This is a genomic window from Vibrio sp. 10N.261.52.C2, from assembly GCF_041471425.1.
GTDB lineage: Bacteria > Pseudomonadota > Gammaproteobacteria > Enterobacterales > Vibrionaceae > Vibrio > Vibrio crassostreae_C.
Map to the genome: position 1 here is coordinate 25622 of NZ_JBFROH010000045.1, position 25648 is coordinate 51269.

The following is a 25648-nucleotide window of genomic DNA, read 5'->3' on the forward strand; positions in this document are numbered from 1 at the left end:
TCTTTGAAGGAGGAGGGCTTGATTCTCGTTTAATGCTTGATGACACCCTCCTCACTGACACGTCAGCGCTTTAGCATCTCAAAGATGTTCCTACATAGCCCGAACAAGCAGCTCTCTTGTACGTCCAAGGTAATGTTGTTGCGGTAATATGGGCTCAAATCCACTCCCATCCCCACGCCATGAATCTCAATTCCGTTTTTGGTCGACTCACGTTCAATCACTTGTTTGAGGTGGTTATCCAAATAGAACTGATCGTTGGCGGTGCTGGTGGCGGTATCCATTGGGCAGCCGTCTGAGAACACGATCAAAACCTTTCGTTGAGCAGTGTGCTGTTGCAACCGCTGGCTAGCGAACTGCACCGCTTCGCCATCAATCCCTTCTTTAAAGACATCTGCTTTACGAAGACTCGCAATGCCAAGGCGAGATCGTCTCCAATGCGTATCAAAATCCTTAAACACGATGTGCCGAACTTCGTTCAAGCGGCCTGGGTGCTTTGGTTGGCTTTGTTTAAGCCACTGTCGATAGACCTTGCCACCGTTCCAGTTGTTGGTAGTGAAGCCAATGATCTCAAATGGGATATCAGCCAATCCAACGGATTTGAGAATGGTGTCCATCAGCAGACTTAGCTTGTGACTGTGCTTTTGCATTGAGCCTGAGCAGTCCATCAAAAACGTGATGGCACATTGATGAGATGCACCGATATCAGGTTGATAAAAGACAGTGCGATCCAATGGCGACGTGACGAGCTTGGTGATGGTGGTGGCGTTAACAATGCCTTCTTCTAAATGGTCCTGACGTCGGTTCCTCTGTGGCGTGGCAACAAAGCTAGTGAGCATAGCGGCCAAACGGCGAGTGTTTACTTGTCTCGCCATGATGTCATCGGTGAGTTTCTGTCTCAGTTCGAGTAATAGGGCGCGCCTGACGAGTTTGTCTGCGGCGATGACTTGATCAAATTCTGAATTAAAGACCTGATAATTCGCGCCCGAAAGCTCGAAGACCTTGCTACTGCCCGTGATGTCAGTATCGACGTCTTGATCTTGAATGTCTCCATCAACGATAAGGGCAAGCTGCGCAAGGATTTTTATGTCTTCTTCAATGGTTGGCGTAGCCGAGCTATCGCTCTCTTGCTCTTGGTCGATGAGCTCTTGTGCAAGGGCTGCCAACTCGTTGGCGCAGTGTGCAAACTGTTGTTGGTCGGTTCTATGTTGTTTTAAGCGCTTCAGGCTATGCCCAAAAGTAGGCACGATGCCGGCGCGAGTCGATTCAATGGTCTCAGCAATGGGTTCCGAAACCGGAACACCGGTTAAGCGTGTGTGGATGACTTGCATTAGTGTAAACAGCAACATGCTTATTCGTGATTCGGTGAAGCCATTCTGATGATATTGGTCGCTCCAATACGCAAAGTTGAACTGAATGCTGGTGGTAACGCCTTTTAGATAAGATGGAACTTGCGATTCAATTCGCACCTGCTCGCAGAAGTCATATAACAGACGTTCGACCTCGTTTTTCGGTCGCAATGAGTAGTGAAGATCAGCATCTGAAAGCAAGAGTCGTAATGCCGATGAATCGATCTTGCCTTGCATCGAAAGCTTACTGTTTTTCAGCTCGTGGCGAGATACAAAGGTGAGATCGTTGGTGTGGGCAGACTGTTAATAACAGGGCTTATTGCCTTTATAGAGTCGTTCTCCCCGATAGTTCAGATCGAGTTCACCACTGATTGCTCTGGCGACAGACACACCAATATCGAGGATCTTTTTCTGCTGAGAAGAAATATTGGCCATGGTTTACGACTCCGAGTGCGAATAATTTTGAGTATGCGCTTCCAAGGCTTCACCAAAGCAACGGAAATAGTATTCGCTAACCAGTTCTTTCTCTTCGTCTTCGCAGCGATTTAAGAATGAAAGCCTAAATGCCGTCGCTACATCGTCGAATATTTGGATGTTTTCAGCCCAAGTGAGCACTGTACGCGGAGACATCACAGTCGAAAGGTCGCCAGCCCGAAACCCGTTACGCGTTAACCCTGCGGTCGCGATCATTTTCTCTACTAACTGCTGGCCACTTTCATTATTCAGCTCTGGAAGTTTGGATAACACTATCTTGGTTTCATGTTGTGGGTCTAAATAGTTGAGCGTAGCGATGATGTTCCATCTATCTAACTGACTGTGGTTAAGCACTTGAGTACCCGAATACAAACCTGAAAAATTACCCAAGCCAAGCGTGTTGCACGTAGCAAACAGGCGGAAAGAAGGGTGGGGAGTGATCACGCGGTTTTGCTCGAGAGAAGTGTATTTGCCGTCTTGCTCTAAGAGTTGCTGAATCACAAACATCACATCAGGTCGACCCGCGTCGTATTCGTCCAATACCAATGCGATGGGTTGCTGGATACTTTGTGGAAGAATGCCTTCCTTAAACTCTGTCACCTGCATTCCATCTTTAATGACGATGCTATCTTTGCCAATGAAATCCAATCGGCTTAAGTGCCCATCTAGGTTGATCCTCAAGCATGGCCAGTTCAATCTCGCGGCAATTTGTTCAATGTGAGAAGACTTGCCCGTCCCGTGCGTACCTTGTATCAAGGTGCGACGATTGGAAGTGAACCCCGCCAATATGGCCAGCGTCACTTCAGGATCAAAACAGTAGTTAGGATCGATTTTTGGCACATACTCTCCCGCATGTTCAAACGCCATCACCGTTAGGTTGCTGTCGATGCCAAAGCACTCTCTTACACTTACTTGTCGCGTTGGTATCAATTCCGACTCTTTCATCATTCTTCCCTCTATATAACCCATTACTTGTCGCAGCTATTGCGCTATGTCGTCGATTATTAACAGCTCAACCTAAGTTAACGGCACTTTTTGTACGAAAAACTACCAATAATGTGATCTAGTTTTATTAATTAGAATGAATTGTTCCAATTTAATATAAAAAGTTGACGCGCAAAAATTCTACTACTAAGGTGAAATTGAATTCGAAAAAGAGACAATTCATTCCGAAAAATGAAATTTTGATTAACTCAAGGAGAATGGAAGAATGAGCGAGCAAGAAAAACGTACGGTTGTTTCCGGCACAGTAACAATGACACCATCAGAAGCGTTCGTTGAAACTATGGTTGCTAATGATGTTACCGACATGTTCGGCATCATGGGGTCAGCATTTATGGACGCAATGGATATCTTTGCTCCTGCTGGCATTCGATTGGTCCCAGTAGTACACGAGCAAGGCGCTGCCCACATGGCAGATGGTTACTCTCGTGTATCTGGTCGCCACGGTGTGGTTATCGGGCAGAATGGCCCAGGTATCAGTAACTGTGTAACAGCAATTGCAGCTGCGTTCTGGGCACATAGCCCGGTCGTCATTGTGACGCCAGAGACAGGCACTAAAACAATGGGCTTAGGTGGTTTCCAAGAATGTAACCAGCTTCCAATGTTCCAAGAGTTTACTAAGTATCAAGGACACGTAACGCACCCAGATCGTATGGCGGAATTCACAGGTCGATGCTTCGACCGTGCGATGAGTGAAATGGGGCCTACTCAACTTAATATTCCACGTGATTACTTTTACGGTGAGACTCAAACTGAGATCCCTCAACCAGCACGTTTAGACCGTGGCCCAGGTGGTGAAAAATCTCTGAACGAAGCGGCAGACTTGATTGCTGAAGCGAAATTCCCAGTCATCATTTCTGGTGGCGGCGTGGTAATGGCTGATGCCGTTCAAGAGTGTGCGGCATTAGCAGAAAGATTAGGCGCACCCGTAGTGAACAGCTACCTGCACAATGACTCGTTCCCTGCTAGTCACCCATTATGGTGTGGTCCTTTAGGCTACCAAGGTTCGAAAGCAGCAATGAAGTTGATGGCTCAAGCGGATGTGGTTATCGCTTTGGGTACACGCCTTGGTCCATTTGGTACGTTGCCTCAACATGGTATGGACTACTGGCCGAAGAACGCGAAAATCATTCAGATTGATGCCGACAACAAGATGCTAGGTCTGGTTAAGAAGATTTCAGTTGGTATCTGTGGTGATGCGAAAGCAGCTGCGGTTGCTCTATCTGAAAGATTGGAAGGCCGTGCATTGTTGTGTGATGACAATAAAGGCGCTCGTCAAGACACGGTCGCAACAGAGAAAGCACTTTGGGAAAAAGAGCTTGATGAGTGGACACACGAACGTGACTCGTTCAGCTTAGATATGATTGAGGAAAACTCACACGAGACTCCGTTCTCTGGTGGTGAATACCTTCACCCGCGCCAAGTATTGCGTGAGCTAGAAAAAGCGATGCCAGAAGACGTAATGGTCTCAACCGATATCGGTAACATCAACTCGGTGGCAAACAGCTACTTACGCTTTGAAAAACCACGTAGTTTCTTTGCGGCAATGAGTTTTGGTAACTGTGGTTACGCGTTCCCGACCATCATTGGCGCGAAAGCAGCAGCACCTCATCGCCCAGCTATCTCTTATGCAGGCGACGGTGCGTGGGGCATGAGCCTGATGGAAACCATGACATGTGTTCGTCATAACATTCCAGTGACAGCCGTGGTATTCCACAACCGTCAATGGGGTGCAGAGAAGAAGAACCAAGTCGACTTCTACAACCGACGCTTTGTTGCCGGTGAGCTAGATAACCAAAGCTTTGCTGAAATCGCACGAGCAATGGGCGCTGAAGGTATCACGGTTGATAAGCTAGAAGATGTAGGTCCAACCTTGCAAAAAGCCATCGACATGCAGATGAACGAAGGCAAAACAACCATCATTGAAATCATGTGTACTCAGGAGTTGGGCGACCCGTTCCGCCGAGATGCACTATCAACACCGGTTCGTTTCCTAGATAAATACAAAGATTACGTATAAGTCATAGGAAGTTTGCCCGGCCAGCGCATCATCGAGAAGGTTATCGAGCGCATGGTCGGGTAATATTAACGGGTATTGGCAAGTGCTTAGGTGAAGAACATAAACGCTTAGTTCAATAATCTCTAGTTAAACATTAGAACACTAATTAAATGGCTCATAAGTATATAAGTGGTTTTAGATATATACACTTTGTCACTCGTTATTATTAATCGATCCTTAACTAATGGATCCAAAAATAGTTCTTTGACGAAGATGTATACCTATTATTATTTTGGGAAGTTATAGCTGACGATGTTAATTTTATAATCGTAAATGTTGATGCTTGGATTGTACCGAATTTAAATTAAGTGACCTATTACATGCATGTTGTGAAAAATAAACGTTATATAAGTTCAATAGAAGAACTGTATGAAATAATCGATTCGCTAATTGCTGAATGTAGTGGGTATCGTGGTTTAATTTATAACGTGTGTGATTATGAAAACAGTAATCTGATGCCAAGCTTAGGTCGCTCAAATCGAAAGAATATTCGCCGTGTCGAACAAGAGATTCTCTCGACCGTGAGAGTTTATGGCGGGCATTCGTTGAGTGCACACGAGATAAACGATTGGTTATTGATGTGTTTAGCCAAGAAACAGGGGTTTCCTACCCGTTTACTTGAGTGGACAGATAACCTGGTCAATGCGTTGTGGTCTGTGTGTCATAGCCAAAGTAAAGACTGTATCAATATTATAAAAGCTATTGATTATCAAAATGTTAGTGTTTTTAGCTCGCCGTGTGATCTCAACAAAACTCAGATATTTAATGTGGCGGACTGCGATCAGCAAGAGCCACGCAAGGAGAAGTGGTATTCCATTCACCCATTTAAGGAAGGTGGCAATGATGCCATTCAGCCTTTGTATGATGAGAAAGAGTATTCAAACGGTCTAGTGTCCGTTCATATTCTTCCATCAGTGAAAGTAAACCTGATAAAGGAGTTAATATCCATGAATGTTTTAAATGAACCGACAGAGTATGTCGAAGAGAAACTAACGGATTTAAAAAACGAAGCACATGCAGATAACAACCAAGTCATAAATAAAGGTGAGGGTAATATTGAATTACAAGTGAATACTCATGATCGCCAGCTTGAGCAGTATGGCCGAAAGTACCATCAAGATTTTGATTTCGACTAAAGTCTAATATTTCTACTGATTTTATTTAGAGCTCATATAGATCTAGTGATTACGAGATAAATAAAATTAGAACACCAATTAATTTATAAAAAGATGAAATCTGTGAGCTTAAAGATTGTTTATAAAGTAACTCGAAGTTAGAGTGATGAATCTTGTTATCAAGTTGTTAAATTTTTACAGATCTAGTTTAAACACTCTAATAAAAAAGTGGCGCAAAGCTACTGAAATTTAAACCAATAACGAAAACATAAAGGATTCTGGAATATGAATATGCAAACCAATGCAGCGACATTCGTGCTGGAAAACCAAGTCGACACCGCCTTTTTACAGTCTTTTAGTGATGCATGGAATAACCATGATATTGAAGCGCTAATGTCGTTTATGACCGAAGACTGTGTCTTCCACACCGTGGCAGGAGAAGGCGAACTTGGAAACACTATCGAAGGGTACGAAGCCGTTCGCAATAGCTTTGAATTGGTTTGGCAGAACTTTCCAGATGCAGCCTGGAGTGATCCTGTCCACTTTGTGTGTGGAGACCGCGCGGTAAGCGAATCAACGTTCTCTGCGACTAACCCAGATGGCACCGTCATCGAAGCTCGTATGGTTGATGTGTTTACCCTGAAAGATGGAAAAATCAGCGTAAAAAATGCCTTCCGTAAAACACGACCTCTTTTGACTCCTAACAACACTCCCAAGAGCTAGACACGAAACCAAAATCAGTCCACGTGTTATGACTAGGAGAGTCGAATTATGAGTTTAGTAATGGAACAACCGGCAGCCGATGTGCCGCCAAAGGTGACAAGCACCCAAGCAAAAGAAAGCACCCAAGCACAAGATAAATACGATCCAAAATACGATCCACTTAAAGACAAGAGCCCAGGTCACGGTAAGGAATACGCCCCGACTTATTGGGTAGATACCGCAGGCGCGCCACCTGAAGATGATGGTCCAATTACATCGGATATGGATGTGGATGTGGCGATAATCGGTTCAGGCTACACAGGCCTAAGCACCGCGATACACCTTGCTGAAATGTACGGCATTAAAGCGACTGTGATTGAAGCTAACCGTATGAGTTGGGGCTGCAGTACCCGAAATGGTGGCCAGGCTCAGTGTGCGTCAGGACGTTTGAAGCGTTCTCAGTGGATTGAACGCTGGGGACTAGAAACCGCACTGAAAATGCATCGCGAATGCGTCGATGGTATGAACACCTTTAAGTCTCTGATCAAAGACATTGATTGTGACCCACAGTCGGGCGGCCACTTATACGTTGCCCATCGTCCCAAAGTGATGGCAACACTTGAAAAAGAAGCCAAGTTGCTGCGCGACACGTTCGATTACGATGCGCAGATCTTAGATGCGGAAACCGTAAAGCGTGATTACGTTGGTGATCAAGAAGCGGCAGGCGCAATGCATGAGCCAGAAGGTATTGGTATCCATGCTGGGAAACTGGCGTTTGGTTATCTAAGAAAGGCGAGAGCACTCGGCGTAAAAGTTCACCCAGCAAGCCCTGTTATGGGTTGGGAAACACGTAACGGTGTGCACTACCTGAAAACACCAGGTGGTGTGGTTAAGGCTCGCTCTGTCGGTGTTTGTACCGGTGGTTACACCAGTCAAGGTTTGCATTCAGAGCTTAAGAATCGCCTATTACCTGTACTTTCTAACTCGATGGTGACACGTCCGTTAACTCAAGACGAAATCGCCGCGTGTAACTTCAAAACCAATCAGGTGATTACTGATACCAGAATCCTACGTCATTACTACCGTTTGTTACCCGATAACCGAGTGCAGATCGGTACACGCAGTGCCATCAGTGGCAAGAATGCGCCTGAAAAGAAATACGAAGACATGTTGAGAGCGGATTTAACCCGAAAATTCCCTTCTCTCGATCAGATCAAAATCGATTATTCATGGTGGGGTTGGGTGGATGTTAGCCACGACATGATGCCAAGAATCTATCAGCCGAATCCAAAGCAATCCATATTCTACGCACTAGGGTATGGCGGCAATGGTGTGATGTACTCCGCTCAAGCAGGCAAGCGCCTTGCCCAGTGGATCGCAGGTGAAGGTCATAAGCTTGACTTGCCAATATTTGAATCAAAACTTCCGTTCCCCAACGTGAGGGAAGTGGTGGAATCTGAGATGTTTGCACCATTTCGAAGAGTAGGGCAACAGTTCCTTTATCAGTGGTATTCGTTAAAGGATGAAGTGCTTTAGCTACTCGAACATTGTTTCCAAAATAGGGAAATAGAATTACGACCGGGAAAGTTGTACCAGGTCACCTTGTGAGCAAAGTACAGGCAGGACGTCTGTATGATAGGAAAGGTTAAGACTATGAAATTGATTAAAAATAAAATTATTGCTGGTGTCACTATTGTAGCAACAGCGGTGTTATCTCATACTGCGGCAGCAGCGAATTTTAAAATGGCTATCGGCGATGCTGCTGGTGGTACGCAGTGGGAATTAGCGACCTCATTCTCTGAACTGATGGAGCAAAAAACAGACGGTAAAGTGAAAATCGACCTGTTCCCGAATGGCCAATTAGGCAATGAGCAAGACACCGTAAACGACGCAGCAATCGGTCTTCTCGACTTCTCTGTACTGGCGATCAACAACGTGACGCCTTTCTCTCCAACCGTTGGTCTATTGACCATGCCTTACGTGATTCAAAGCGCAGAAGAAGCAGTGCTACTGACTCAAGGTCAAGTAGGCCAAGATTTAGTTGATAACACGATTCGTGACGCTGGTGTTCGTATTGTCGGTTGGGCTTATTCTGGCTTTAGGGTTTTGACCAACTCGAAAAAGCCTGTTGCTTCACCAGAAGATTTGAAAGGGCTAGTGATTCGTGTTCCTCGTAACGAAATCATGATCGCGTCTTATCAAGCATGGGGTGTAAACCCAACGCCAATGGCGTGGTCTGAGACTTTCACTGGCCTGCAACAAGGCGTGGTAGATGGACAAGATAACCCTTACATCACAGTCCACGCGATGAAATTCAACGAAGTACAAAAGTACGTGACCAACATTCGCTACATTTTCTCTTTGGAACCTCTAATTGTGAGTGAAACGGTCTTCCAACAACAGACTCCTGAAATGCAAAAAATCATTCTTGAAGCAGGTCAGGAAGCGACAGAGCACAGTTTTGCTTATCTAGAAAATACGGAAAACAAGATCCGTGAAGAGCTACAAGCGAAAGGCATGGTATTCACAGACCCAGCAGACAACGAGCAAGAGTGGATCAGCAAGGTGACTAAGTCAGTTTGGCCTAAGTTCTACTCAAGCATTGGAGGCAAAGACAAGCTAGACGACGTTCTTGAGTTACTAGGTAGAAAGTAACGATTAGATTCGCCCTATCTGCTGTTCTGCGCTACTTAATCACCTAGCGATAGAACAGTGAGATAGGGCATTTACATGGCTGTACTCGTTGATCTGTTCTGTACCTGATCTTTTTAGGACCGTGAGCGACTGGTTGTCATGTGGAAATCAACATTGGAGGTTATATGTCAGTCGCTAAAACAATAAAAACGCACCTAAACAACATTGAGGAATATACCTGTTGTCTGCTGCTCGCAAGCTTTGTCCTATTGCTGTTTACACAAATCCTTACTCGTCAGTTCTTTGATTACTCTATCCCTTGGGGGGATGAGGTCGCTACTTACATGTTCGTTTGGTTTGCCTATCTAGGGGCTGTTGTTGCGGCCAAGATGTCGGCGCACAACCGAGTGAGCTTTCACTTTAAATTCTTTCCGCCAATCGTGCAGACCGTGAGTGAAACCATCGCTGACTTCTTATGGCTCTGTTTCAACGGCTACTTCGTTTACCTCAGCTACGACTTCGTGTTCAACAAAATGAATCTGTTTTGGAAGTCTCAGACTACAGGTATCCCGATGAAGTACTTCTACATGATTTTACCTATCGCGTTTTCACTGATGATGATTCGAATTATCTGGAACAACTATGAGCGTTTATTCAAAGGCGCAACCAACGAAGATCCAGAAGTCAAAGAGCTGCGCAAAATGACGGCACAAAAGTCAGCGCAATAGTCATCACAGAGAATAGTCGTAATAGAGAGATGTAATAATGGAATCCTATTTAACTCTAATTTTATTTGGTGGCTTTTTAACGCTGTTAATTCTGGGCGCACCAATCACAGTATCACTGGCTGGCGCTTCGATGGCGGCCTATATGTTGCTCGACAAAAATCCCATCGCTTTAGTACAAATCGCGTTTACCTCGGTGGGTAACTTCCCGCTAATGGCCCTGCCAGCCTTTGTTCTTGCGGGTGCATTAATGGAGGCGGCGGGTATCTCCAAACGTCTGGTGGATATCGCCGAAAGCTTAGCGGGTCCCGTAACAGGTGGCCTTGGCGCAGCAACGGTAATGGCGTGTCTTTTCTTTGGTGCTATCTCGGGTTCAGGCCCTGCAACCACCGCTGCGGTAGGCATGCTAATGGTGCCTGCGATGGTCAAGCGTGACTACGATAAGAGCTACGCATCGGCAGTTACTGCTGCATCTGGTGGCTTGGGCATTATCATCCCACCATCCATTCCCTTGGTTATCTTTGGTATCTCCGCAATGGGCTTAATGGCGCCACCGGAAGCCATTGCTCAACACGGCCAGTTTGCTTCTTTGTCTATTCCAAAACTGTTTGTTGCTGGGGTTGTACCGGGCTTCATCATGGCTTCGACGCTGGTGGTAACCAACTACTTCATTGCTAAGCGAGAAGGCTATAAAGGGTTGACTGAAACCTGGTCGTTTGGCGATGTAAGGCACTACTTGCGCCGCGGTTTATGGTCGATATTAGCGCCGTTCTTGATTCTTGGCGGTATCTACAGCGGCATGTTCACACCAACAGAATCTGCGGTTGTAGCGATATTCTATTCGTTGTTTGTGGGTGTATTTATTCACCGCGAATTGTCGTTCAAAAGTGTGATGAAATCTCTATCGACCACGACATGGATCACCGGACGTGTGTTGTTGATCCTCTTTGCAGCAACAGTATTTGGACGCTTGTTGATCGAGCAAAAGATCCCGGTTGTCGTGGCTGAATCATTACTCAGTTTTACCGACAACATGTACATGGTGTGGGCGCTAACCATTACCTTGTTGTTGTTCATCGGCATGTTTATGGAAACCTTAGCGGCGATCATGATCATCGTGCCAGTGTTACTGCCAATCATGTACATGCTGGGCGCTGATCCAACTCACGTGGGCATCGTGGTGGTGTGTACCTTATCGATAGGTTTTGCAACGCCGCCGCTTGGGGAAAATATCTTTGTCGCCTCGGGAATAGGGGGTTCCACGGTTGAACAAATCACCGCGAAGATCCATCCCTTTGTTCTTGCTTCTGTTGTGGGCGTTTTCGTTATCGCTTTCTTCCCACAAATTACGCTTTGGCTACCGTCCTTAGTCGGCTATTAGGAGAGATAACCATGAATTTATCCAGAATCATCCTCATTGGTTGTGCCGTGTTTGCAGTGGTGAGTGGTATTAGTTTACGTGCGGAACACTCTGAAATAGAGAAAGAAGCCAAGCCTGTCAATGTGCTCGATATTTCTGAACCACATGTTGTCAGTAAGGCTGAAAGAAGAGCCAAAACCTTGCTTGCCAAGGCAGTGATACACGTTCAAAAAGAGGGCGACGATAGCGTCAAAGACTTCATGAGTGACCCTGAATATATCGATGGTGAGCTTTATGTGTTTGCGTTGGGCATTGATGGCCAATTCCTTGCCAGCGGCGGCTCGTCAATGGTGTTAGTGGGTGACAGTGTTTTAGATACGCAAGACGTCTACGGTAATCCTTTTTTCCGTGAAATGATCACCAAAGCAGTACACAACGGTTTTGGTGAAGTGAAGTATCACTGGACCAATCCGACCGATCGAATGGGTGAGCCGAAAACGACTTTCTTTGAACGTGTGGGTGATGTGATTGTCGCTGTCGGTTATTACCCTGAACGTTCCAGTGCGGCCGAAGCAAAGAATTTACTGGCGAGAGCGATGACCGCGATAGTGGAGTCAGAACAAGAGAGCCTAAATGAGTTTAATGATGCCGATGGCAGCTTTGTAGAAGGGGATTTGTATGTGTTTGTGATGGATATGAGCTCTGGAAAGTTGCTGGCGCATGGGGTCTCTCCTGAGCTAGTTGGGCGTTCGCACAGCGAGATTCTAAGCCCTGACGATAAGCCAATTCTTACTGAGATGTTGAACCTTGCGAAAGAAAACGGCCGAGGTGTTTACACTTATCGTTGGTTGAACCCGCTGTCGAGTAAAGTCGAAACCAAGCACACGTATTACCGTGTTATCGACAATAAGCTAGTAGGGGTCGGTTATTACACAAATTCAAACAAGACGTAAAAATGAATATTCTATGATCGTAAGTCTATTTAAATTAATGGCTTACGACTCTTTTTACCCCTAAAAATAGGAGTGTGTAAAAAAGCAATTTAGTAAAATTCACACTGTGAAATTTTTGTTGTGAAATTGTGGCAAAAATACAAGTAGTATGAAAAACATGGAAACCACACAGTAAAGAACAATTTTGAAAAGGGTCTATTGGGATGTTTGACCTAAATGAAATTTAAAGCCGTACGAGGGATAGACTATGAATATGCTGACACTAGACAAAACAGAACTTCACAGAAACCATTCAACATTTATTGCTGAAGCTGTCTTTGCCGTCGAAATGGTGAAAGCAGACAAGCAACTCGAAAAACAGAAAATGGCGAAACAGTTGCTTGATACTTTATTTCCTCTTGAGGCGGGTTCACACGAAGACGCGGTGAGCTACGAGATTGATTACCGACATGTTCAGGTTTACTTCAAAAACGGTGAGCACACCGGCCTAAAACGCGCTAAACACTTTGTAGCTTACACAGGTGATAAATCTAAGCCTTCAGCAATCCTATTCCGTGATGAAAGCGGTACGCACGTTGAAGTGACAATCGGCGCTCGTAAAGGCACAGGCCGTCTGGAGTTGGTTGATATTCAAGATATCCAATTAGAGACGTGCACTACGTTTGGTCAAACTGAGGCGAGCCGTTCTTCTGGCATCCGTCACTGGGTGAGCTTAGTAAAAGGTGATGAAAGTGGCCGCCCGAATGCATCAAGTGAAGACAAAGAGTTCACGGCGAAAAATGGTGAAGACTATAACCTAGGTTTTTGCTTCGCAATCTAACGAACTGTCTTTGAAATGTGCAGTGCTGATCTGTGAGACGCAGCACTGACATTTGAGCACTGATTTCTCTTTTACCTTTGGTAACTTTCCCCGCCCCTATAGCGGGGCTTTTTTATTAGAGCTATAAGTAAATTGGGCGATTATCAAAATTATATGCAGAAATTTTGGATGTGACGTTACAGTGTGTGGTTTTGATTTAAGTTGTTGTATTTAAATAATTTTGTTCTTTTGTTTTATTCTGTTTTTATTAGGTTAACTATCATTGTCAACGGTGGTTTGGGCGACTATTGAGCGAAATCTCAGTCAAAATGCTTTGAGCTGTGCTATAATACGCGCCTTGGGATTGAGCCAGTAAGTCCATTTATCACTAACTATTGTGATTTTTATTGCCTTTTATTTAGGCGATGCGGCGAGCCAATCAAGTAGTAGTTGGATATGGAGAGCGTCCTTATATTCGTTGAATCGGATATGCGAACATCATAATTTATGAGTTTTAAATCAAAAAAGTACAGTATTGATTCTACTGACTATCAAGTTGGTCAAGACAACGTCAGTAAATGGGGCATGGATGTCCATAACACAGTTTTCGTAGCCTCAGTTGGCTTATCTCTTCTCTTCATCATCACTCTTCTTGCTCTTCCTCCTGCAGATGCTAAAGCTGCAATTGATTCTATTAAGGGTGCTGTTCTATCAAAGTTTGACTTCCTGTTTATGTGGGGAGCTAACATCATGCTAGCGTTTGCTGTTGTTCTTGCTTTTTCACCGTTGGGTAAAATCCGTTTAGGTGGCGAAGACGCGACGGCGGACTATTCAATGTCATCTTGGATTGCGATGTTATTCGCAGCAGGTATGGGTATTGGACTTATCTTCTGGGGTGTTGCAGAGCCAACTGCGTTCTTCACTAACTGGTTCGGAACGCCATTAGACGCAGAACCTTTCACAGCCGCTGGTCGTGAACTGGCGCTAGGCGCAACCGTATTCCACTGGGGTTTTCATGCATGGGCTATCTATGGCATGACGGCGCTTTGTCTGGCGTACTTTGTTTATAACAAAGGCTTACCGCTATCAATGCGTTCTGTGTTTTACCCAATTCTGGGTGAGCGTGTGTGGGGCAAAACTGGTGATGTAATCGATGTACTAACCGTACTGGTTACTCTGTTTGGCCTTGCGACTTCATTGGGCTTAGGTGGTACACAAGCAGCAAGTGGTATTAGCCACGTGTTCGGCTTGGAAAACAACATCTTCCTTCAGCAATCTATCATCGTTCTGATCATGGGCTTGGCGATCATCTCTGTACTACGTGGTATGGACGGTGGTGTTAAGTTCCTAAGTAACCTGAACATGGTTATTGCATTCATATTCCTTGGTCTTATCGCTGTATTGAACTTCACAACTGTGCTTGATTCAATGGCAACGGCGGCAACGGGCTATGTGAAAAATATCGTAGCTTTGAGCCAAAGTGCGGGTCGTGAAGACACAACATGGCTGCATGGTTGGACTGTGTTCTACTGGGCATGGTGGGTAGCGTATGCACCTTTCTTCGGTATGTTCGTAGCGCGTATTTCTAAAGGCCGTACGGTTCGTGAATTCCTACTTTGCGTATTGATTATCCCAACATTGGTAACGTCGGCTTGGATGTCGATCTTCGGTGGCGTAGCTATCGAGCAAGTAATTAACCATGTGGGGCAACTTGGCCTCGACCAAGGCATTACAGACGTATCTCTAAGCTTGTTTTACATGCTAGATGCTTATTCGTTCGGTAGCATTCTGTCTGTTCTCGCAGTCGCGCTGATCATCGTGTTCTTCGTTACAACGTTGGACTCAGGTTCTATCGTTATCGATGGCATGACGGCGGGTGGTAAATTAGAAGTGCCAGTGAAACAGAAAGTCGTTTGGGCGGTTATCTCAGGTGCTATCGCGATGGTGATGCTGTGGATTGGTGGTACTCAATCAATCCAAGCTCTGCAATCTATTACGATTATTGCAGCACTGCCGTTTACGATCATTCTTTTGATTGGTTGTGTGAGCTTGTTGAAAGGCCTACTGACAGAAGTCGGTAAAGGGCAAGAAACCGTAACTCAAACTACAAAATAAATCGTGAATTAAGTAAGTCGCTAGATAGAGATTTACTTTACTCAGCATGATTCAAAGCTCTCTTGTACTTGGTGCAAGAGAGTTTTTTATGCCTAGGAAGAAATCAGAGACCAGATAAAAAAGAGCCACAAGTGAATCATCACTTGTGGCTCTTTTCGTTCTTAGTTCTAGGTGCTCGGTTCTAGTTATTAGCGGGTATGAGCTTATGCGTTCAATTCGTGCTGAATAACGTAATCCAAAGCACCAACAACAGCAGCAACTTGAGCATCATTACACTCTTCGTCTGTTACTTTGTCACTGTCTGGGTAAACCTCTGTGGTTGTACCGTACTTACAGTCAGTCACGCCGCCACATAAGCCAAGCTTCTTCATTGGGTAGTTGATCACGCCGTGTTGAGTGACGTCTGAACCAATGATCTTGCCTTCGTCATCCGCAGGCGCAATGTGGGTTACTTTTTCAACTGAAGCGATGACAGCAGCTTGGAATTCAGGTTGTGGGTTTTCAGTATCGCCAACAGTGTAGAAACCGTCTGGGATCATACCTTCGATGTACTCAATGCCATCACGAGCTGCGAGTGAAGGTCGGAATTCAGTTTCATCAGAGTCAGTCGTCTCATGCAGGTCAACGTGAACCAATACTTCTGGCAGAGACGCTACTAGAGCTCGTAGGTTTGCTGATTCTTCTGCTGGCGTACCGTCGTAGAAAGAGCGGTTTGGATCAACAGCATTTGGATTCCAGCGGTTGATCACTTCGTAGCCCCAAGGGCTCACACAAGGTGCGACAACAATGTTGAAGTGCGCCGTGTATTTTTCTGCTTGAGTCGCAGCGAATTTGATCGTGCCATGCACGCCACTGGTTTCGTAACCGTGAACACCACCTGTCACCAGAATCGTCGGCTTTGACTCGTCCCAGTTTTTGCTCTTGATAGCGAAGAGTGGGAAGCGAGCTTCGTCGTAGCTCAGTGCGCCGTATTGTTCGATGTCAAAGCGGTCTGCCAGTGCTTTAATCTTTGGTACAACTTCTTGCTGGTATTCACGCTTAACCGTTCGTTGAGCTAACCATGCTTCACGTTCTGCTTGTTGCCATTTTTGCCCTGGCTTACCAATCGGGTAGGTAGATTCACTTTTCATCAATACTTTTTCTTTTATGTTCGTGAAAGATTAAGACAGATTATTCCTGTCTAACAGAGACAGCAATAGAAAACACAACTTGTGACTTTATTTTTTACAGACTCATAACTTTGATGAGTGAATTGATGGTGTTACATTTTATTGATGGTTCAATTCTTTATAAAGAGACAACAAAATGGCTGGAGCAAGTTTACTAACACTGTTAGATGACATTGCAACCGTGTTGGATGATGTCGCATTGATGTCTAAGGTAGCCGCTAAAAAAACCGCAGGCGTATTAGGTGACGATTTAGCCCTTAACGCCCAGCAGGTATCCGGTGTTTCTGCTGAAAGAGAAATCCCAGTGGTATGGGCGGTCGCAAAAGGCTCATTTAAAAACAAGCTGATTTTGGTTCCGGCAGCACTATTGATCAGTGCATTCATTCCTTGGTTGATCATGCCACTACTGGTGATTGGTGGTCTGTTTCTTTGTTTTGAAGGGGCAGAGAAAATCTTAGAAAAGCTTTTTCCTCATGCTCATCAAGAGGATGAAAAGGGGGAGGATACGAGTACTGGTGAATCCATAGAGGAATATGAGAAGAGAAAGGTCGCAGGCGCGATTCGTACCGATTTCATATTATCCGCAGAAATCATCGTGATAGCACTTGGCACCGTGACAGGTACAAGCATCGTTACTCAGATTCTTGTCGTGAGTTTGATTGCGGTTGTGATGACGATTGGTGTTTATGGCTTAGTGGCAGGGATCGTTAAGTTAGACGATTTAGGCTTTTATCTGCAGCGAACATCGAATGGCAGTACCATTAAAACTCAATTGGGTAATGGGCTAGTCGCGTTTGCTCCCAAGTTAATGAAGACGCTTGCTGTGGTCGGCACTGCTGCGATGTTCTTGGTTGGTGGCGGTATTGTGGTGCACAACGTTCCTGCGATTCATCACTTAATTGAGCTGATTATTATGGACTTTCGTGGACATACGATAGCGACAGCGGTTGTTCCAACTCTGCTGAACGGTGTTATCGGTGTCTTAGCTGGACTGATCGTCGTTGCAGTTTGGACTGCTATCGGAAAAATTCGCGGTAAGTAATCGTTAAATTACTGCTGGGAATAAGACAGTCTTTCATCGAAACAAAAAAGGGTCACCATAATTACTATGGTGACCCTTTTCGCTAAATGGAGGGTGTTTATTTAACAGCCCAAGTGCTTATTTTACAGACCAAGCAATCGCCTCGCCGCCACGGATTGGCACAACGATGTCTGAACCGAAAGGCATCGTTTCAGCAACATTCCACTCTTCTTTAACGAGCGTAATTGTATCTGAGTTACGTGGCATGCCGTAGAAGTCTGGGCCATTGTGGCTCGCGAATGCTTCTAGGTTCTCAATCTTGCCTTCTAAATCGAATACTTCAGCGTACAGTTCAACCGCAGCGTGCGCTGTGTAAGAACCTGCACAACCACACGCTGACTCTTTTGCACCTTTAGCGTGTGGTGCAGAGTCTGTACCCAAGAAGAACTTCTTGCTGCCGCTTGTTGCCGCTTCGATAAGCGCTAATTGGTGCGTGTTGCGCTTTAGGATAGGAAGGCAGTAGAAGTGTGGCTTAATGCCGCCAACCAACATGTGGTTGCGGTTGTAAAGCAGGTGGTGAGCGGTGATAGTCGCAGCAACGTTGTCGTTCGCGTTCTTCACGAAAGTCGCAGCATCTGCAGTTGTGATGTGCTCTAGAACAATCTTCAGGTTAGGGAAGTCGTTCACAATCGGTGCAAGTACTGTGTCCAGGAACTGCTTCTCACGGTCAAAGATATCAACATCGTGAGTCGTTACTTCACCGTGTACCAAAAGTAGCATGCCAACTTCCTGCATTGCTTCTAGTACGTGGTAAATCTTTTGAGCAGAAGTTACGCCTGAATCAGAGTTTGTTGTTGCGCCAGCAGGGTATAGCTTCGCTGCTACAACAGCGCCAGATTCTTTCGCTTTACGAATTTCATCAGGTGTTGTGTTGTCTGTCAGGTAAAGTGCCATTAGAGGCTGGAATTGTTCACTTGGCTGCTCTGCCATGATGCGTTCACGGTAAGCAAGAGCCATTTCGGTATCGGTTACCGGTGGGATCGTATTTGGCATGATTAACGCTCGACCATTGTAACGGCTGATATCGCGAACTGTATCTTTTAATACTTCGCCATCGCGTAGATGAACGTGCCAGTCGTCAGGACGAGTAATCGTAAGTTGTGTCATTGAAGGCTCCCACCATTTGAAGTGTTATGTAGTTGGAGCCTAAACTCAGCGAAATCTGTGAAAGCAATCGCTTACGTTTAGGCGACAGGATGATAGTGGAAAAGTACTTTCATTTCATCCTATTTTTAACTCTTCATGGCTAGGAGCTTGTTTTTATGGATATTTTATTCGGTATCTATTTGTTAATAAGGGTTAGCGGGTGGCTACCCACAGACCATGGATCATTCCTGGAACCCAGAAGAAGAAAGTAAGAATGATATTAATCACCAAATCTTTCCCGGCGCCGCGAGCGAAGAACACGCCAACAGGCGGAAGCAGTACACATAAGATGATAATGACGAGTTTGTTCATGATAAATCCTTTTTATTCAATGAAAGTTCAATGCGGTAAACGTGTTCATATTATAGAACGTCTCGAGAGTGTTACGGCATTGCTGCCTTAATGTACCAAAATAGAAAGCTAAACATCTCAAGATACTAGCCTAGTATCAAGTGTTTAATGCCTGCCAGTTCGACTAAAGTTAGATTGGATGTAATAGTGAGGTTTGAGTTGAAATTGTTTAAATTGAAACATAAATAGTGTGCAGTCTAGCGTTAAACTAGTTACGAATAACTAGTTTAACGCTAGCGTCTTAGGATTATTCGGTATCAACCCAAAGCTCTAATCCATTTAGGTAGCTGTCTCCTGTGGCCCTAAAGCCTGTTAACTGCTCATCTGCGGTTAGAGTATATTCATCGCTATAGTGACCTGAGTAAGATTTGCTACCACAGGTTAACAGTAAGCCACCAGATTTATTATATAGAAAGAGTCGAGACATATCGTTTCCAGACCCAAACTCTGTGGGTCCCCAGACAGCTCTAACTCTACCTATGTCAGCAACGTTTATTGTATGTTTGGCTCCGCCAGTGCCTCCAATATGAGCACCTCCTACCTGCGAGATAGAATCTACAATAAACCCACAGCCAAACGTCACTTGAGCATTGATACGAGTATCAAATAGATAATCATTACCAATGTCATCACCAAGGAATTTAACTGGATACCCTAGAGGTGTTGCATCGACGCAAGCAGCAAATCGAACACTCGAATTGGCATCATATGTACTAACAACTCTATCTGCCATGTTTACGGAATGATGATAGCTAGTTCCACTTGCTCCTTGGTTACTAGCCCAGTAGCTAACGTCAATTGGCCAGTTGTGATTAGTAAACAAACGGCCACTAGTATTGCCATCATCATATAGGCTTCGAAGTTCCGTCACCGTTGGCAATCGTGCTCCTCTAGCTTGGCACAAGTGATTAGCAGTGTGCCAATCGTGAGAAGCCGTGGTGATACCATTTAAAGCGGTAGTACCGTTACCAACTTGAGGTGTGGCGATGATTTCAGCATCTTTAGCATCTGCGTACATCAACGGTGGTAGGTAGATATTCCCTGAGACGATTGGCTCATATGGGTTACCGACGTAACCTTGCAAAATTCCTGTGGCATAGCCCCCTTTTCCATCAGACACAACATAGGACACAGATGTTTCTCCAGGTTGGGTACTAGTGAAATCAAACTCAGTATCATTGAAAAGATTACCATCGTTGTTGGCATCGTTTGGAATTAAGATGGTTGCACCAAAGCTGTATATGTCAACGAGATGAAGAGTATCACCGTCAGGGTCACTTATAAGATCCGCAACATTGAACCTTAATTGTTTACCATAAGGAATTTTAGCTACCTCGTCACCAGAGTCTGGATCTATATAACTGATTTTCCTACGAGATTCTGCTGTTGGTGCACTGTTTGTGTCTGTTGAGACCGCGATATCAATACTACCAGCTAACACACTTGAACCATCACTATAGCTATATAGGATGCGTTCTACGCCGCTTGGTATGCCATCTCCTGGGGTGTAATCAATCGTATTAGTTGATGTGTTTGCAATAGCAGTTGAATTTGTCGCATCACCATTAGGCAATGTAACCGTGGTTGCTAATGCATATGTGCTTGTGTCTAGAGAGTACCCCGCGTTCCCAAGCTCTTTAGCGATATCTATTTGTACAGATGTGAAAGAGGAGGTTAGTCCTGAAATCGGTGTAAGTTGCTCAGTTGACTCACCGACAGCCGCACGAACTGTCGCTTCAGCAAAACCATCTCCTGATGTTGCTGAAGTAGCGCTAATACGCGCCTCTCCATGGTTACTATGGGAGCTCATAGCGATGTCAGAAGGTAGCGCAGCGCCAACTCGATAGCGGTAGTCGCACACTTTTGCACTTTGAGCGCTAATGGTGAAGCCATTGGCATTTTGGGATACAACATTACAATCATAGCTATTATTCAAAGACGTAACTGTCGTTAATGTAACTGACGAATCATCAGATGACTCCATATTATTCGACAAATCAACAAAAAAGGTATTTGTGGGAGTGCTTTGACGAATTACATCCTGAGCATAGTAAAGGGTATCTCCTGATGTTGGAGATTCGGGTTTGGAGTTAGTAGTCGCTTCGTCGCTAGATGCACCACACCCAAACAGCGCCAATGATATCGCTACTGACAGGGATAATTTATGAAAAGGTGCGTATGTACTTATTCTCATCATGTATTTAATACTCATTAGTGAATGTTATGGGAATTAAGCAAAGAGAGCACAGCCCATTATTTATTTGCGTATTCTAACAAGGCTAAATCACTTTAAATTAGCACGAGCTAGTATCTGGCACTGGTGAGTGCCTAGTTGACAGCTGGCGCTATTAGCAATGATATAAGTTAAAACTCAAACTGTTATACGTCTCTAGTATTTATATTGAAGTGGGGTTGTTCATGTGAATAACTACTTTTATAAGATAAGACCGAAGGTGGGATCTAATACCAGTTACTAAATTAGCGAATGAGTAACCTAAGGAATTAAATGCCTAGGTTATTTTTTAGGTGAATGGTTTTCTTGCTCAAATATCCACTAGGCATATCGGAAGGTCACTTTTCTTTACTTGCTAACCAAAACGTTTATTCATTGCATATCATACACCCGAAGTTAGCAAGGGGCTAACTAATCATATTATGAATATATCGAAGGAAATAAAAGTGAAAAAACTAACACTTATTACACTGCTATCTGCAATTACATCTGTTCCAGCTTTTTCTGCACCTGGCGATACCTCTATTGGTTCTGTAGTATTCAGCGGCTTTGTTCCTGGTTTTGTATCCAACGGTGACATCCTTGTTACTGGTGCGGGCGGTAGTGAAGACCCTGCTTCTTTTGTTGGTACGTTACAGGTGAACGCTGACGGTACGTTCGCAACGACTAAAGCAGTTGTTTTGGAAGCGCATGACTACACGGGGGCTGTGCTTGGGGCTTTAACTCCAGCTAACTGGACGGTATCACAAGTAAATGTGCTTCCAGCTTCAATGGGTGAAGTACAGCCTAACATTGTCGTCGGCGATAACCTTTCAGCGACGGAACTTACTGCAGCTGACTACTTAGCTTCAACTCAACTTTCAGCAGGCGATACGATTCAACTGTATGTTGCTAACGATACAGCACACTCAACTCCAGATGATATTGCTGGTACAGAAGTTATCGTTAACGTTGATATGATTGCAACTTTGCCATAAGAAAAAATCTCATTATTTGATAGGCACTTAATTAATTAAGTGCCTTGTTTTTCGAGGCTGATGAAAATGAATATCTATATAAATTATTTCTTTCTATTATTGCTTGTTATTTTTAGTTTCAATAGCTTTGGCTATGAAAGCTATTCATTTCCAGTAAATACACAAATAAATAGAGCGAATTTGTATGACTATTCTATAAATGTAGATTTATCTGATGAGTTTATTGCACTGAAGTATGATGGTGAGAACGAAACCTTTCTAAATGGGCGTTTTTATTCTTATATTAGAACGAATATACCAACAAGCTCTGGGGATTCGTTTGAATACAGTTATAACATATCAGAGTTCACTTCTAAATGTGTTTTCAACGATAGCGGTGAGACTATGTATGATGATTTTGTCGATCTCTATATCGATAGAAAACATTACTCTGATATTTCAGATATACCAAACTTTGAATTTAATAATATTAAAAATACTGAATATGAAAACTCTACCAATGAATTTGAATTAGTGACAAATAAAAATATACCGAGTGATGAGCCATTAGATTGCAATGGTCGTATTACGTTCAATGTGGAGCTTCAACTATAATGTTTATTAGACTTTGGTTTGGTTTAAACTTAATTATCATATTTTTCTTGGCCATAATATATAGTTCAAAATCCGTCGCAAATATTCCAGATGGATTTGAAGATATGTTTGAAGAGAAGTTGATAAGAATGCCACTAATTCTCTCGGCTGATAACAACAAATTATTCTATTCGGAAGCTTTCATCTCGGGTGATGAAGTAAGAATTCCCACTTCACAAAAACAACTTGTAGCACAAGCATTGGCGAATGAACTTGGTATTGAGAAAGATGTTAGCGATGCGATGGCAACAACACTGGTAAATGGGGTTGAATCGAGCCTAGATTGTAAAGGTTATCGAAGTGAATGTGGTCTACTACCTGATTTATATGATTTTGTTTATGTGCCAGATAGCCAATCATTGATTATTCATGTTAACTCACAATTCTTAACTGAGATAATAGAAGAGTCAGAAATAAAATTTGTAAAAGAAGAGATCGATCAAAACGCGATCATTATGTCACATGGTTTGAATCTATCTGGTTCTTATAGCGACAACACTGATTATACATCGTCTTATTCTTATCAACATGAAAATTATGCAGGTTTTGGCAAGTATGGCTATTTGCATAATGATCTAAACTTTAGTGATGTCAATGGTTTCAGTTCGGATGACTCATCGTATAACTATGTTGGTGGTAATACTCGTTTCTCTGTCGGGTATAAATACCAAGAACGCCCTTGGAATAGTACTCAGTTTTTAGAAAATGGCAGCAAAACTTCTGGTTACATGTTGTCGATTGGATCGACGAGAGAGCTAGTAAAAAAATCATCTTCTAATTCTAGACGAGTATATTTGAACATTTCAAGAGCTGGTCGACTAGAAATTAATGATGATAGAGGCCGTGTTCTATTAAGTCGTAATGTGGATGCAGGGCAAGAATACTTTGACTATAACGAGCTACCATTTGGTACTTATACTGCGACAATTCGAATATTTGATGGCAGTGAAGAGTTTTACACAGAAGATAGGTTGATAGTCAATACAAGCTCTTCGTCGATTAAAACCGGCGAACTAGATTATCATATTACAGCCGGTTATTTATCAAGAGACCTGACGAATACGGGACTAGAGGACGATTTTGACCAGAAATCCATCAACTTTGCTTATGATAATTATGAAAGTCCAATGTTCACCAATGGGAAATTGAGCTATCAAGTTACGGATTTTTTTGCACTGGGTGCAGGTTCGTTTATTACAGGGGAAGATAATTATAATTATGTTGGTGGTCACTTATCTTTAGGGGAAGTGTCCAGAATATCGGCAGTAACAGGATTATTTGACGATGGATCTAGTTTTTATAATTTTGATGTGGGGATTTATAACTTAAGTGTATCTTACACAAAATTTGATAGTGAAAATGATAATAGTATTGGAGATATTAGTTTGTCTCAACTTTTATTCAGTAACTCGAACTATACGTCATTATCAGTAAATTACAACAAGTACTTAACGAGAAATATATCATCATATATATCGGGTATATTAACAAAAAACCAATATAAAGATTTTAGTAATGGTTATAATAATGAATCAGAAAGTTGGTCTGCAAGAAGTGGCGTGCAGATATCATCATTACCACTTGACTCAAAGGTGAACTTAGAGTTATCAGCAAGTGAATCGAGCGATATAAATTATGGTGTTATGGCCTCAATAATTATTCCAATAGGCCAGGAAAACACATACACACATAGTACACAAGCACAAATAGATGATAGTGGTGATGTTGCGCTATCGCATAGAGATACAGTCTCAAGTAGTCTAATTAACAGAAACAATCTAAATGTATCAAGCTCTGCGGGACTTTATTATCAAGATTCTACTGAAGACCAAAGCAGTGCCGATTTATCATTGTCTGCAAATTATAAGAATAAATATATTGACTCAAACTCTTATACCTATATCAATTCAAGTAGCAATACAAGTGTTTCTGCATATATTGGTACAAGTAATATCGTAACTTCTCAAGGAATAGAGTTTACGAGTGAAAAGTCATCTTCTTATTTTATTTCGAATAATGATACAGGGGAACTGTCTTCGGATGGAAAATTCTTGGCGGTAGTTAACTCCGAGCAGAATGGAAAACAAAGCAATGCTTATGTTAGTGGAGATGCTTTGACGGTATATCCATTAAAAGAGTTCTATGAATATGAATTCAAGCTTGATACGGAAGCCTCTGATTTTTACAACAATGGTGAGTCTTATACGTCGGCTACTAGTTATCCAGGAACTGTTATCCGTTTGGATACGTCGTTGTCTGAGTTGAAATCATTTATATCGACGTTTAGTGATATAAATGGAAATCCAATAGACGGAGTTGAATGTATCGGTGGAGGTTGTGTTTCTACTGACAAGCTTGTTGAAGGTGTGTATCAATTTAAGGTGAAAGATAAACAACCTTACAAAATTATATCTAAGGAAAACCAATGTGTAATACCGGAGTTATCATCGGTTAATAATTTGAATTTAGGTAATAACTTCTGTATGCCATCATTCGAAGAAAATAGTGAAGGTTATCAGATAGCCCTAGTTGATGGTGTTTATTATTACTACTTAGGGCAATACAAGGATAGTAATATTGTATTGAACTATCAGAACAAACTGAACAACTCAGGTGTTGAAATTATAAACAAAAAGCTTGGCGGTTATTTGTATATATTCGCTAAGTCTCCTGAGCAACTAACTACGGCAAACAAACTGTATGTTGATGAACTCATTAATTATGCAGTTCATATGGAGATGACGCCATATGCTTATAACTAACATAGAGAAAAT

Annotated in this window: 19 protein-coding genes and 1 pseudogene; 14 read left to right on the top strand and 6 right to left on the bottom strand. The window is 43.3% G+C overall.

Annotated features, from left to right (window positions below; genetic code table 11):
• Positions 1-62 precede the first annotated feature (62 nt).
• Together AB4307_RS17020 and AB4307_RS17025 are read right to left on the bottom strand one after the other, a co-directional pair.
• Positions 63-1781: pseudogene (locus AB4307_RS17020) on the bottom strand (cobaltochelatase CobT-related protein).
• Between the two features lie 3 nt (positions 1782-1784).
• Positions 1785-2768, bottom strand: a complete 984-nt coding sequence (locus AB4307_RS17025; protein WP_048614697.1) for an AAA family ATPase — start codon at positions 2766-2768, stop codon at positions 1785-1787.
• A gap of 262 nt (positions 2769-3030) precedes the next feature.
• On the opposite strand from AB4307_RS17025, the gene xsc reads away from it, so the two are divergent.
• The 10 genes from xsc (at position 3031) to AB4307_RS17075 (ending at position 15284) form a co-directional block, all read left to right on the top strand.
• Positions 3031-4842 carry a sulfoacetaldehyde acetyltransferase gene (gene xsc / locus AB4307_RS17030; RefSeq protein ID WP_372132704.1) on the top strand — a complete coding sequence of 604 codons (1812 nt, stop codon included), beginning with the start codon at positions 3031-3033 and terminating at the stop codon, positions 4840-4842.
• Positions 4843-5201: 359 nt separating this feature from the next.
• Entirely contained in the window at positions 5202-6017 is an 816-nt protein-coding gene (locus AB4307_RS17035; RefSeq protein WP_372132707.1) for an FRG domain-containing protein, read from the top strand.
• 264 nt (positions 6018-6281) lie between these two features.
• Entirely contained in the window at positions 6282-6719 is a 438-nt protein-coding gene (locus AB4307_RS17040) for a nuclear transport factor 2 family protein (protein WP_017064287.1), read from the top strand.
• A 48-nt stretch (positions 6720-6767) separates the two neighbouring features.
• Positions 6768-8234 carry an NAD(P)/FAD-dependent oxidoreductase gene (locus AB4307_RS17045; RefSeq protein WP_372132710.1) on the top strand — a complete coding sequence of 489 codons (1467 nt, stop codon included), beginning with the start codon at positions 6768-6770 and terminating at the stop codon, positions 8232-8234.
• Between the two features lie 117 nt (positions 8235-8351).
• The gene (locus tag AB4307_RS17050; RefSeq protein WP_017059971.1) at positions 8352-9353 is read left to right on the top strand and encodes a TRAP transporter substrate-binding protein; all 1002 of its coding nucleotides are present in this window, start codon (positions 8352-8354) and stop codon (positions 9351-9353) included.
• Positions 9354-9517: 164 nt separating this feature from the next.
• Positions 9518-10060, top strand: a complete 543-nt coding sequence (locus AB4307_RS17055) for a TRAP transporter small permease (RefSeq protein WP_017059970.1) — start codon at positions 9518-9520, stop codon at positions 10058-10060.
• A 37-nt stretch (positions 10061-10097) separates the two neighbouring features.
• Positions 10098-11438 (top strand): TRAP transporter large permease, encoded by a 1341-nt coding sequence (locus tag AB4307_RS17060; protein WP_017064290.1) that lies wholly within the window; start codon positions 10098-10100, stop codon positions 11436-11438.
• A gap of 11 nt (positions 11439-11449) precedes the next feature.
• The gene (locus AB4307_RS17065) at positions 11450-12370 is read left to right on the top strand and encodes a cache domain-containing protein (protein ID WP_171732748.1); all 921 of its coding nucleotides are present in this window, start codon (positions 11450-11452) and stop codon (positions 12368-12370) included.
• A gap of 247 nt (positions 12371-12617) precedes the next feature.
• The gene (locus AB4307_RS17070) at positions 12618-13190 is read left to right on the top strand and encodes an aldolase/citrate lyase/malate synthase family protein (RefSeq protein ID WP_017070684.1); all 573 of its coding nucleotides are present in this window, start codon (positions 12618-12620) and stop codon (positions 13188-13190) included.
• Between the two features lie 486 nt (positions 13191-13676).
• Positions 13677-15284 carry a BCCT family transporter gene (locus tag AB4307_RS17075; protein ID WP_136980001.1) on the top strand — a complete coding sequence of 536 codons (1608 nt, stop codon included), beginning with the start codon at positions 13677-13679 and terminating at the stop codon, positions 15282-15284.
• A 203-nt stretch (positions 15285-15487) separates the two neighbouring features.
• Here AB4307_RS17075 and AB4307_RS17080 read toward each other — a convergent pair whose 3' ends face one another.
• Positions 15488-16414 carry a M14 family metallopeptidase gene (locus tag AB4307_RS17080; protein WP_372132714.1) on the bottom strand — a complete coding sequence of 309 codons (927 nt, stop codon included), beginning with the start codon at positions 16412-16414 and terminating at the stop codon, positions 15488-15490.
• Positions 16415-16589: 175 nt separating this feature from the next.
• Between AB4307_RS17080 and AB4307_RS17085 the strand changes: the two genes are divergently transcribed.
• The gene (locus AB4307_RS17085; protein WP_372132716.1) at positions 16590-17495 is read left to right on the top strand and encodes a DUF808 domain-containing protein; all 906 of its coding nucleotides are present in this window, start codon (positions 16590-16592) and stop codon (positions 17493-17495) included.
• A 117-nt stretch (positions 17496-17612) separates the two neighbouring features.
• Here AB4307_RS17085 and pyrC read toward each other — a convergent pair whose 3' ends face one another.
• From pyrC to AB4307_RS17100, 3 genes are all read right to left on the bottom strand, one after another.
• Positions 17613-18641, bottom strand: coding sequence for a dihydroorotase (pyrC, locus tag AB4307_RS17090; protein WP_372129481.1), 1029 nt, complete (start codon positions 18639-18641; stop codon positions 17613-17615).
• 192 nt (positions 18642-18833) lie between these two features.
• On the bottom strand, positions 18834-18992 hold the full coding sequence (locus AB4307_RS17095) for a YqaE/Pmp3 family membrane protein (protein ID WP_017059962.1): 159 nt from the start codon (positions 18990-18992) through the stop codon (positions 18834-18836).
• Between the two features lie 286 nt (positions 18993-19278).
• Positions 19279-21243 carry an adhesion domain-containing protein gene (locus AB4307_RS17100; protein WP_372074940.1) on the bottom strand — a complete coding sequence of 655 codons (1965 nt, stop codon included), beginning with the start codon at positions 21241-21243 and terminating at the stop codon, positions 19279-19281.
• Positions 21244-21710: 467 nt separating this feature from the next.
• Between AB4307_RS17100 and AB4307_RS17105 the strand changes: the two genes are divergently transcribed.
• The 3 genes from AB4307_RS17105 to AB4307_RS17115 are packed head-to-tail and all read left to right on the top strand — an operon-like array spanning position 21711 to position 25636.
• Entirely contained in the window at positions 21711-22241 is a 531-nt protein-coding gene (locus AB4307_RS17105; RefSeq protein WP_102321323.1) for a hypothetical protein, read from the top strand.
• A gap of 60 nt (positions 22242-22301) precedes the next feature.
• The gene (locus tag AB4307_RS17110) at positions 22302-22835 is read left to right on the top strand and encodes a hypothetical protein (protein WP_017077372.1); all 534 of its coding nucleotides are present in this window, start codon (positions 22302-22304) and stop codon (positions 22833-22835) included.
• Positions 22835-25636, top strand: coding sequence for a CS1-pili formation C-terminal domain-containing protein (locus AB4307_RS17115; RefSeq protein ID WP_102321324.1), 2802 nt, complete (start codon positions 22835-22837; stop codon positions 25634-25636). Before AB4307_RS17110 ends, AB4307_RS17115 begins: the two co-directional genes overlap by 1 nt.
• Positions 25637-25648: the final 12 nt, after the last annotated feature.